The sequence below is a fragment of the Pseudomonas machongensis genome (genome assembly GCF_034961125.1).
Lineage (GTDB): Bacteria > Pseudomonadota > Gammaproteobacteria > Pseudomonadales > Pseudomonadaceae > Aquipseudomonas > Aquipseudomonas machongensis.
The window spans coordinates 1-10,569 of record NZ_JAYFUI010000117.1 but is presented as its reverse complement, the minus strand read 5'-3'; the positions used below and the strand labels follow the sequence as shown (position 1 = coordinate 10,569).

At 63.6% G+C, this 10,569-nt stretch carries 11 protein-coding genes; 3 read left to right on the top strand and 8 right to left on the bottom strand.

The features are described 5' to 3' along the window. Positions 1-420, top strand: a 420-nt coding sequence (gene hisF / locus VA602_RS12700; protein ID WP_323453367.1) for an imidazole glycerol phosphate synthase subunit HisF, incomplete at its 5' end; no start/stop codon positions are given. 129 nt (positions 421-549) lie between these two features. Here the strand turns inward: hisF and choV are convergent. From choV to VA602_RS12685, 3 genes are all read right to left on the bottom strand, one after another. Then, entirely contained in the window at positions 550-1,728 is a 1,179-nt protein-coding gene (choV, locus tag VA602_RS12695; RefSeq protein WP_054891712.1) for a choline ABC transporter ATP-binding protein, read from the bottom strand. Then, positions 1,725-2,573 (bottom strand): choline ABC transporter permease subunit, encoded by an 849-nt coding sequence (gene choW / locus VA602_RS12690; RefSeq protein ID WP_172964837.1) that lies wholly within the window; start codon positions 2,571-2,573, stop codon positions 1,725-1,727. The genes choV and choW overlap by 4 nt, the downstream gene beginning before the upstream one ends. 73 nt (positions 2,574-2,646) lie before the next feature. Beyond that, positions 2,647-3,594: a choline ABC transporter substrate-binding protein gene (locus VA602_RS12685; protein ID WP_065864492.1), complete on the bottom strand. Its 948-nt coding sequence runs from the start codon at positions 3,592-3,594 to the stop codon at positions 2,647-2,649. 442 nt (positions 3,595-4,036) lie between these two features. On the opposite strand from VA602_RS12685, the gene VA602_RS12680 reads away from it, so the two are divergent. Together VA602_RS12680 and gbdR are read left to right on the top strand one after the other, a co-directional pair. Beyond that, positions 4,037-5,413, top strand: a complete 1,377-nt coding sequence (locus VA602_RS12680; RefSeq protein ID WP_063542272.1) for an L-serine ammonia-lyase — start codon at positions 4,037-4,039, stop codon at positions 5,411-5,413. A gap of 390 nt (positions 5,414-5,803) precedes the next feature. Continuing rightward, a complete protein-coding gene (gbdR, locus tag VA602_RS12675; protein WP_054891716.1) occupies positions 5,804-6,910 on the top strand; it encodes a choline metabolism transcriptional regulator GbdR in 1,107 nt (368 codons plus the stop codon). Positions 6,911-7,071: 161 nt separating this feature from the next. Here gbdR and VA602_RS12670 read toward each other — a convergent pair whose 3' ends face one another. The 5 genes from VA602_RS12670 to VA602_RS12650 all read right to left on the bottom strand — a co-directional run. Beyond that, on the bottom strand, positions 7,072-7,329 hold the full coding sequence (locus tag VA602_RS12670) for a hypothetical protein (RefSeq protein ID WP_323453366.1): 258 nt from the start codon (positions 7,327-7,329) through the stop codon (positions 7,072-7,074). Between the two features lie 341 nt (positions 7,330-7,670). Continuing rightward, entirely contained in the window at positions 7,671-8,147 is a 477-nt protein-coding gene (locus tag VA602_RS12665; RefSeq protein WP_323453365.1) for a thioesterase family protein, read from the bottom strand. Positions 8,148-8,157: 10 nt separating this feature from the next. Further along, positions 8,158-9,123, bottom strand: coding sequence for an L-carnitine dehydrogenase (locus VA602_RS12660; RefSeq protein ID WP_112897137.1), 966 nt, complete (start codon positions 9,121-9,123; stop codon positions 8,158-8,160). A 142-nt stretch (positions 9,124-9,265) separates the two neighbouring features. Then, positions 9,266-10,153 (bottom strand): BKACE family enzyme, encoded by an 888-nt coding sequence (locus VA602_RS12655; protein WP_054891720.1) that lies wholly within the window; start codon positions 10,151-10,153, stop codon positions 9,266-9,268. 142 nt (positions 10,154-10,295) lie between these two features. Next, on the bottom strand, positions 10,296-10,569 hold a 274-nt coding region (locus tag VA602_RS12650; RefSeq protein ID WP_323453364.1), incomplete at its 5' end, for a glycine betaine ABC transporter substrate-binding protein.

The following is a 10,569-nucleotide window of genomic DNA, read 5'->3' as shown; positions in this document are numbered from 1 at the left end:
GCCGACCGTTTCGGTTCGCAGTGCATTGTCGTGGCCATCGACGCCAAGAAAGTTTCTGGCCCAGGCGAAACGCCGCGCTGGGAGATCTTCACCCATGGCGGGCGCAAGCCCACCGGTCTGGATGCGGTGGAGTGGGCGAAGAAGATGGAAGGGCTGGGCGCCGGTGAGATCCTGCTGACCAGCATGGACCAGGACGGCATGAAGAACGGCTTCGACCTGGGCGTGACCCGTGCCATCAGCGATGCGCTGGGGATACCGGTGATCGCCTCCGGTGGTGTGGGCAACCTGCAGCATCTGGCCGATGGGATTCTGGAAGGGCATGCCAGCGCGGTGCTGGCGGCGAGCATCTTCCACTTCGGCGAGTACACGGTGCCCGAGGCCAAGGCCTACATGGCTTCGCGCGGGATCGTCGTACGCTGAATCAGTGATTGGGGCTGCTTTGCAGCCTTCGCGGGCAAGTCGCAGCGGCGAACCGCCGCTCCCACAGGTTGTGTAAATCCTGTGGGAGCGGGCTTGCCCGCGAAGGGCCGCGACGCGGCCCCAATTGCTTCAACCGTGATTCTTGCCGAGCAACGCGTGATACAGCTCGCTGTCGCCCAGAATCCCGACCACCTTGTCGTTCTCCTGCAGCACCAGCTTGTTGCCGGTCTGATAACGAATCTGCAGTGCCTCGCGCATGCCGATGTCGGCGTGCACCAGCGTTGGCAGGCGACCCAGGCTTTCCACGTCCTGCCCCGGCACCCAGTTCTGCAGGTCCAACCCGTTCTGCCCCTGGCGCGCGCGCTTGATCGAGCCGCCCTCGCCCAGGTCCAGCCATGAATCACCACCCGGATCCAGGCACACCGAACCGTTGATCCGCTTGCAGTTGTCCAGGCTGCGCATCAGGCTGCGCCCGCACAGGACATTGAGCGGGTTGGTGTGGGCGACGAAGGTGCGCACGTATTCGTCGGCCGGGTTCAGCACGATCTCTTCCGGCTTGCTGTACTGGATGATCCGGCCGTCCTTCATGATCGCGATGCGGCTACCCAGCTTGAGCGCCTCGTCCAGGTCGTGGCTGACGAAGACGATGGTCTTGCTCAGTTTGCGCTGCAGTTCCAGCAGCTCGTCCTGCAGGCCCTGGCGGATCAGCGGGTCGAGTGCAGAGAAGGGCTCGTCCATCAGCAGGATGTCGGCGTCCATCGCCAGCGCACGGGCCAGGCCCACTCGCTGCTGCATGCCCCCGGACAGTTCGTCCGGCTTCTTGTTGCGCCACTGGGTCAGGCCCACCAGCTCGAGTTTTTCATCGACCAGCTTGCGCCGCTCCTTCTCGGGGCGGCCCTGCATTTCCAGACCGAAGCTGATGTTCTCGCGCACGGTCAGCCAGGGCATCAGGGCGAATTTCTGGAACACCATGGCGATGCGCTTGGTGCGCATCATCTTCAGCTCCGCCGGGGTGCAATGGGCGATGTCGATGTGCTTGCCTTCGTGCTCGACGAACAGCTTGCCGCGGCTGACGGTGTTCAGGCCATTGATGCAGCGCAGCAGGCTCGACTTGCCCGAGCCTGACAGGCCCATCAGCACGCAGATTTCGCCTTTCTCGATATCCAGGTTGGCCTTTTCGACGCCGACCACCAGCCCGGTCTGCTTGAGGATCTGCTCGCGGGTCTTGCCCTCGTCGAGCAGCGACAGCGCTTCGCGCGGCTTGCTGGAGAAGATGACGTCGACATCTTCGAAGCGAATGATGCTCATGCTTCACTCCTTGCCGGCAGTTCCGGTTGCTTGCAGATACGGTCGAGCATGATCGCCAGCAGCACGATCGCAAGGCCCGCTTCGAAGCCGAGCGAGATGTCGGCGGTGTTGAGAGCGTTGACCACCGGCTTGCCCAGGCCGTCGGCGCCGACGAGGGCGGCGATCACCACCATCGACAGCGACAGCATGATGCATTGGGTCACGCCGGCAGCGATGCTCGGCATGGCGTGCGGCAGTTCGATACGGGTCAGCAATTGGCGACGCGAGCAGCCGAAGGCCTTGCCGGCGTCCATCAGCTCCTGGGGCACATCGCAGATGCCCAGGTAGGTGAGGCGAATGGGGGCCGCGATGGCGAACACCACGGTGGAAATCAGCCCCGGTACTACTCCCAGGCCGAACAGGGTGAGGGTCGGGATCAGGTAGACGAAGGTGGGGACGGTCTGCATCAGGTCGAGTACCGGACGCATGGCGGTATAGAACATCGGCTTGTGCGCGGCAATGATGCCCAGCGGCACGCCGATGGCTACGCAGACCACTGTGGCGAAGCTCACTTGCGCCAGGGTTTCCATGGTTTCCTGCCAGTAACCGAGGTTGAGGATCAACAGGAACGACAGGGCGACGAAGACGGTCAGCGCCCACTTGCGCTGGATCAGGTGCGCGAGGGCGGCGAACAGGGCGATGAGGACGAAGGGGTTGAACCAGGTCAGGGCGCTGGTGACGCCATGGATCATGAACTCCAGGCCTTGGGCGATAGCGTCGAAGTAGTTGGCGCCGTTCTGGGTCAACCATTCGACAAATGAGGCGATGTACTGCCCCAGAGGTATTTTCTGATCGATAAGCATGATAGCGAGCTTCCACCTGCAATGATTGGAATCAGTCCGAGGTGGGCACGGTCCCACCCCGAGGTAGTGCCTACAGCTACTGCGTCAACTTGGCCTTGGCTGCCTCCAGGCCTGGTTTGCCATCCACGGTGGTGACGCCGGCCAGCCAGGTCTCCAGCTTGCCAGGGTTGTCCTTGAGCCACTTCTTGGCGGCCGCCTCGGGCTTCATCTTGTCGTCCAGGACATAGCCCATCATGGTGCTTTCATCCTTGAGCTCGAACACCAGGTTCTTCAGCAGCTGGCCGACGTTGCTGCATTCCTGCGCATAACCCTTGCGGGTGTTGGTCAGTACAGTGGCCTTGCCGAATTCGGGACCGAAGAACTCATCACCCCCGGTCAGGTACTGCATCTTGAAGCGGGTATTCATCGGGTGAGGCTCCCAGCCCAGGAACACCACGGCCTCGCCGCGCTTCTGGGCCCGATCGACCTGCGACAGCATGCCGGCCTCGCTCGACTGCACGATCTTGAAGCCGGCGTCCTTCAGGCCGAAGGCGTTCTTGTCGATCATGCTCTGGATGGTGCGGTTGCCATCGTTGCCCGGTTCGATGCCATAGATCTTGCCGTCAAGTTCCTTCTTGAACTTGGGAATGTCGCTGAAATCCTTCAGACCCTTGTCATACAGAGCCTGGGGCACTGCCAGGGTGTACTTGGCGTTTTCCAGGTTGGCGCGGACCGTCTCGACAGTGCCGGCGTCGCGGTACTGCTTGATGTCGTTTTCCATGGTCGGCATCCAGTTGCCGAGAAACACGTCGAGGTCCTTGCCGGTGGCCAGCGACTTGTAGGTCACCGGCACCGAGATCATGGTGGTGTGGGTCTTGTAGCCCAGCGCTTCGAGGACAACGCTGGTGGTTGCCGTGGTCACGGTGATGTCGGTCCAGCCGACATCGGAGAAGCGGACCGTCTGACACTGTTCCGGTTCGGCGGCTTGGGCGAACACGGGTGCTGCGAGCAACGCAACCAACAACAGCGAGGGTGAACCTTTCATGGGTGGACTCCTGTGATTTTTTCTTCGGGTTCGCGTAATCGTCGTCGCTTTCTGGGGCGTCGATCGATCTGGCCTGCAGAGGGCAGGTTGCGTGGCCGTGCAATACGAGTCGCTTTCGATAATCCCCCAGCGTTCGGCAATCGCCTACTGGTGGAGTCGTAACCAGTGCAGGACAGGTCGCATCCAGTACGGGCAATGTCGCTTACGGATTTTTCCCCGCCCCGGCCCGTGTCTTTGCGTCACCCGTTCGCCTGAAAGCGGCGCAATGATGGCTTTCGCAACAGGGCGCTGCCGGACAAAAGTACGTCGGTTGCAGACGGCGAGGGGAGGGGTAAAAGCCCGATGATGCGTGCATTCGCGGCAACTCGCCGCTATCAGCCTAGCAGCTGGCTGCGCCGCCACATGGCGCGCAGAGACAAGCCCATCAAGAGGTGATTCGACAATGGCCATCAGCGTGTTCGACCTGTTCAAGATCGGCGTCGGGCCTTCCAGCTCGCATACCGTCGGCCCCATGCGCGCCGCAGCGCTGTTCGTCCAGGGCCTGCGCGAACGCGGCGATCTGGAGCGGGTTCGGCGCATCGAGGTACGGCTGTACGGCTCGTTGTCGGCCACCGGCATCGGTCACGGCACTGACAACGCCACGATCATGGGGCTGATGGGTGAGTGGCCCGACGCAATCGACCCCACGCAGATCACCCCGCGTATCGCCGACTTGCGTGAAACCAACACCTTGCAGCTCGACAGCCGCCTGCCCATCGAATTCATCTGGGCCCGCGACATGCTGCTGCTCGACGAGAACCTGCCCTACCACCCCAATGCCATGACCCTGGTGGCCGAAGGTGCCGAGGGCGAGCTGCATCGCGACACTTACTACTCGGTGGGTGGCGGCTTCGTGGTCGATGCGGCGCAGGCCGCGAGCGGTGTACTGGACGCCGACCAGACGGTGTTGCCCTACGATTTCAACAGCGCCGCCGAACTGCTGCGCCTGTGCAAGCAAAACGACATGCGCGTGTCGCAATTGATGATGGAGAACGAGAAGGTCTGGCGCAGCGAAGCCGAGATTCGTGCCGGTCTGCTCAAGCTCTGGGGCGCCATGCAGGAATGCGTGAACAACGGCCTCAAGCACGAAGGCATCTTGCCCGGCGGGCTCAATGTGCGGCGCCGCGCAGCCAAGCTGCACCGCAGCCTGCAGGAGATCGGCAAGCCCAACGTGATCGGCTCGACCATGAGTGCCATGGAGTGGGTGAACCTGTTCGCCCTGGCCGTCAACGAAGAAAACGCCGCGGGTGGGCGCATGGTCACTGCGCCTACCAACGGCGCGGCCGGCATCATCCCGGCGGTGTTGCACTACTACATGCGCTTCTCCGACGCGGTGGATGAGTCCAACGTGGTGGAGTTCTTCCTGGGTGCAGCGGCGGTAGGCATCCTGTGCAAGAAGAACGCTTCGATCTCCGGGGCCGAAGTGGGCTGCCAGGGCGAGGTCGGTTCGGCCTGCGCCATGGCTGCAGCGGGTCTGGCCGAAGTGCTGGGGGCTACCCCGGCACAACTGGAGAACGCTGCTGAAATCGCCCTGGAGCACAACCTCGGGCTGACCTGCGACCCGGTCGGTGGGCTGGTCCAGGTGCCTTGCATCGAACGTAACGCCATCGCTGCCGTAAAGGCGATCAACGCCGTGCAGATGGCCCTGCGTGGCGACGGCGAACACTTCATCTCCCTCGACCAGGTGATCCGCACCATGCGCGACACCGGTGCCGACATGCACGACAAGTACAAGGAGACCTCCCGCGGCGGGTTGGCAGTCAGCGTCATCGAATGCTGATGCGCTGATCTGGCCCTCTTGCGGCGGTTGTGCTGCTTTATTGTGCAACAGCCGGTGCCGACCGGCTGTCGGCTGTCGCGACCAGTGGTGTCATTGTCGGTGACACTTATGAATGTCGCTTCTGGGCAGCCTTCCCACAAGTGCTACCGAACTGCTCAGTCGTTACACGCAGAGGCGCTGGCACGCCTGTTTGCGGTGTTCACCCAGCGCCCCTTGAAAGGCCCTACAACTCGCACGGCCACGTCGTTTTTGGGTTTTTTTGGATAGCCGTTCAATTTCAGGCACGGCGATTGCGTTGAGATTGGCAAAGCCCCTGCATACGAATCGGGGCCATGACAAGAAACGGTGCCCGCCTGAGGCACACCCTGCATTGTGTGAGGAGAAACCGCGATGACGTCGTACACCTCCGGGAACCCAACCCAGAACCGCACAGCCCCCCAGTCCATCGGCTTTCTCCTGCTGGACAACTTCACCCTGATCTCGCTCGCCTCGGCCGTCGAGCCGCTGCGCATGGCCAACCAGCTGTCGGGGCGCGAGCTGTACCGCTGGCATACGCTGACCGTCGATGGCGGCCAGGTCTGGGCCAGTGATGGCTTGCAGATCACTCCGGACGCCGCGATGCACAGCGCACCGCCGGTGGACACCGTGATCGTCTGCGGTGGCGTCGGTATCCAGCGCACCGTGACCCGCGAACACGTCACCTGGCTGCAGGCCCAGGCGCGCCAGTCGCGCAGGCTTGGCGCGGTGTGCACTGGCAGCTGGGCATTGGCTTGTGCCGGCCTGCTCGACGGCTTCGACTGCAGCGTGCACTGGGAGTGTCTGGCGGCAATGCAGGAGGCCTTCCCGCGGGTCAACATGAGCACGCGCCTGTTCACCCTCGACCGCAACCGCTTCACCAGCTCCGGCGGCACTGCGCCGCTGGACATGATGCTGCACCTGATCAGCCGTGATCATGGCCGTGAGCTGTCGGCGGCCATCTCCGAGATGTTCGTCTACGAGCGTATCCGCAACGAGCAGGACCACCAGCGCGTACCCCTCAAGCACATGCTCGGCACCAACCAGCCGAAGCTTCAGGAAATCGTCGCGCTGATGGAGGCCAACCTCGAAGAGCCCATCGACCTGGACGAGCTGGCGGTGTACGTCAACGTGTCGCGACGTCAGCTCGAGCGCCTGTTCCAGAAGTACCTGCACTGCTCGCCGTCGCGTTACTACCTCAAGCTGCGGCTGATCCGTGCACGGCAGTTGCTCAAGCAGACGCCGATGTCGATCATCGAGGTGGCGTCGGTGTGCGGGTTCGTCTCCACGCCGCACTTCTCCAAGTGCTACCGCGAATACTTCGGCATTCCGCCGCGTGACGAGCGTGTAGGTTCCAATACCGCGCAGCAGGTGGCGATGATGCCGATTCCGCAGGCCATGGCGCTGTCGCCGCACAGCGGGCCGATGGCGGCCCTGAGCCAGGCGCGTAACGAGTCGACCTTTGCCAGTGTGAGGCTCTGAGACGGGGTCGCCTTCTTCGCGGGTAAATCGGAGCGCCGAACCGCCGCTCCCACAGGGATCGCGTGACCCTGTGGGAGTAACTGTCTTGCTCAAAATCTGAAGGCCAGCCCAATCCCTGTGGGAGCGGGCTTGCCCGCGAAGAATTCAGTGAAGATCCAGAATCAGTCGCGCTGACTGAACTGCGCCAACGCCGGCAGCAGCTGCTTGTCGATCGCCTGACGTACCGCCGGCAGGATGGTCGCGCTGCCGGTGTACATCTGCTCCACCATCCCCTTCAACGCTCGGGCATTGGGCTCGGTCAGCCCGCGCACCACCACTTCGCACGCCTGCTCGGCGCTGGCCCCGGCAGGAATGTCGAACCCGCGTGCGCGCAGGTGGCCCAGCAGGTCGTCCTGGTCGATCAAATCCGCATGCATCATCGTTGTAGTCCTTGTCTGGTGCCGTGATTTACGACTGATTCTGTGACCAGTAGGACAACCTCGCAAGGGCAGAACGTCGCGATGGCCGCTTTGGCTAAGAACAGGTCGTTCCCGGCTAAATCAGGCAGAAGGGAAGTGAGCACACTGGAGTCATTCACGGCACCGAGGGTTTGGTCACCCTCACTTCACGCACAGTGGATGTTGCTCGCTCTCGACCCCGGACGCTCACAGCTTCCGGGGTTTTTTTTGACTGTTTGTAGGAGCGGGCTCGCCCGCGAAGAAGACAGCGCGCTGTCTTGCTCCGGCCGGGCCGGGGGTCGCGGGCGGCCTCGGGAGAGGCTTCAGGTTCGTGCAGGCAAACCGATCACCCGGCCCACGAACTCGGCAGGTGCCTGGTCACGCTGCTCATCCACCAGCCCTTGCAGCAACGCGGCACTACGCTCGCTGAACGGCGCCGACTTCGGTCCTGCCAGGTCCACGTGCAGCAGCATCTGCTCGCTGGCCGACAGGGCTTCGTGGAAGCCTGCGCGGTGCAGCGTGTGGTACAGGTGCAAGCGCTTCTTGTCGAAGCCGATGATCTGCGTCTGCACCCAGACCTCGGTGCCGAGCTTCACCTCGTGCAGATAGTTGATGTGCGCCTCCAGGGTGAACAGCGAGTTGCCGCTCTGACCGCGGCTGTCGGCGTCCAGACCGATGCGCTCCATCAGCGCATCGGTGGCGTAGCTGAAGATCAGCAGGTAGAAGGCATCGCGCAGGTGCCCGTTGTAATCGACCCAGTCTTGCTGAACCGGGGTGCGGTAGGTGATCAGTGCGGGCATCGCAGTCTCCTCAGTCGCCAAAGGCCATGCCGTGCTTGGCCTTGCTGTTCTTCACCGCGTCCAGCACCGCCAGCAGGGTATCGTCACGATAGCGCTCCAGCGCCGCGATGCTGCGTTCGCCCAGTTGTTCGGAGGTGCCGTCGACCACGTCGTCGATCAGCTTGTCGGTCAGCTCTGGCGCTGGCAGGTAGGTCCAGGGCAGCTTCAGCGCCGGGCCGAACTGCGACATGAAGTGGCGCATGCCCGCATCGCCACCGGCCAGCGTGTAGGTGAGGAAGGTGCCCATGAACGACCAGCGCAGACCCGCGCCAAAGCGAATCGCATCGTCGATCTCGCCAGTGCTGGCCACCCCGTCGTTGACCAGGTGCAGAGCCTCGCGCCACAGCGCTTCGAGCAGACGGTCGGCGATGAAGCCCGGGACCTCCTTGCGCACATGCAGCGGGCGCATGCCTAGCGCGGTGTAGATGCTCTTCGCTGCCTCGATGGCTTCAGGCGCGGTGTGCTTGCCGCCGACGATCTCCACCAGCGGCAGCAGGTACACCGGGTTGAATGGGTGGCCGACCACGCAGCGCTCGGGGTGGGTGGCCGACTCGTAGAACTCGCTGGGCAACAGGCCCGAGGTGCTGGAGCCGATGATCGCATCAGGCTTGGCCGCGGCGCTGATCTTGGCATGCAGGTCGAGCTTGAGATCCAGGCGCTCGGGGGCACTTTCCTGGATGAAATCGGCGTCGCGCACGCATTCCTCGATGGTGGCGACGAACTTCAGCCGTTCTTGTGCGGCGCCCGGTGCCAGACCTTGTTTTTCCAGGGCCGGCCAGGCGTTGGCGATACGTTTGCGCAGGGCCTGCTCGGCGCCGGGTGCCGGGTCCCAGGCGATCACGTCCAGGCCATGGGCCAGGGCGCGGGCGACCCAGCCGCTGCCGATGACGCCGCTACCGAGGGCGGCGAAGGTTTTGATGTCGGTGATGAAGGACATGTTGGTCTCTCTATGTGCTTGAGGTTGGCGCGGGCCTTGTAGGAGCGGGCTTGCCCGCGAACACCGGCGAAGCCGGTGCCATGCACCGCGCCGTATTTTTCGCGGGCAAGCCCGCTCCCACAGGGATCGCGGCGGCGCTGTTTTATCCGCGACGCTTGAGATTCATTTTTTCGCGCCCTTCGGCCGGGGTCAGCACGCGGCCACCGAGGCGCGAGATGATCTCCACCGCGCGTTCGACCAGTTGACCGTTGCTGGCCAGCACGCCACGGTCGAGGTAGAGGTTGTCTTCCAGGCCCACGCGCACGTTGCCGCCCAGCAACACCGCCTGTGCGGCCATCGGCATCTGCATGCGGCCGATGCCGAAGCCTGCCCAGGTGACGTTGGCCGGCAGGTTGTCGACCATGGCCTTCATGGTGGTGGTATCGGCAGGCGCACCCCATGGAATGCCGAGGCACAGCTGGAACAGCGGGTCTTCGAGCAGGCCTTCCTTGATCATCTGCTTGGCGAACCACAGGTGGCCGGTATCGAAGATTTCCAGCTCCGCCTTCACGCCCAGCTCGGTGATGCGCTTGGCACCCGCGCGCAGTTGCGCCGGGGTGGAAACATAGATCGAGTTGCCGTCGCCAAAGTTGAGCGTGCCGCAGTCCAGGGTGCAGATTTCCGGCAGCAGCGCCTCGACGTGGGCCAGGCGCTCCAGCGGGCCGATCAGGTCGGTGCCGGCGCCGAAGTCCATCGGTGCTTCGCCCGGGCCGATCTCCAGGTCGCCGCCCATGCCGGCAGTCAGGTTGACGATCACGTCCACGTCAGACTCGCGGATACGCTCCATCACTTCGCGGTACAGCGCGACGTCGCGGCTGAAGCGGCCAGTCTGTGGGTCACGGACGTGGCAGTGGACCACGGTAGCGCCGGCCTTGGCGGCCTCGACGGCGGCTTCGGCGATCTGCTTGGGGGTGACCGGGACCAGGTGGCTCTTGGCAACGGTGTCGCCGGCTCCGGTCAGGGCACAGGTGATGATGACGTCGTGGTTCATGGGGTAAATCCTTCAGGCTTGTCTGTTCTGTGTGTTCGGTGTTGGGCTTTTCGCGGGCAGCCCGCTCCTACATGCTCATGGCATGCGCATAACCTGTAGGAGCGGCGGTTCGGCGCTCCGACTTGCCCGCGAAGAGGCCGGATCAGTTGGCGGTGAGCTTGAGGTTGTCAGCCGCCGGCTTGCCGTCGAAGGTGGTCACGCCCTCAAGCCAGCGGGCCTTGTCTTGCGGGTGGTCCTTGAGCCACTGGCGTGCCGACTCCAGCGGGTCCTTGTGATCGAGCAGCGGCTGCATCATGCGGCTCTCGTCCTCGGCGCTGAATTTCAGGTTGGCCAGCAGGCGGTTGGCGTTGGGGCAGCGTTCGGCGTAGTCGGGCGCGGTGACGGTCCACACCGTGGCACGGCCTTCGTCCGGGCCC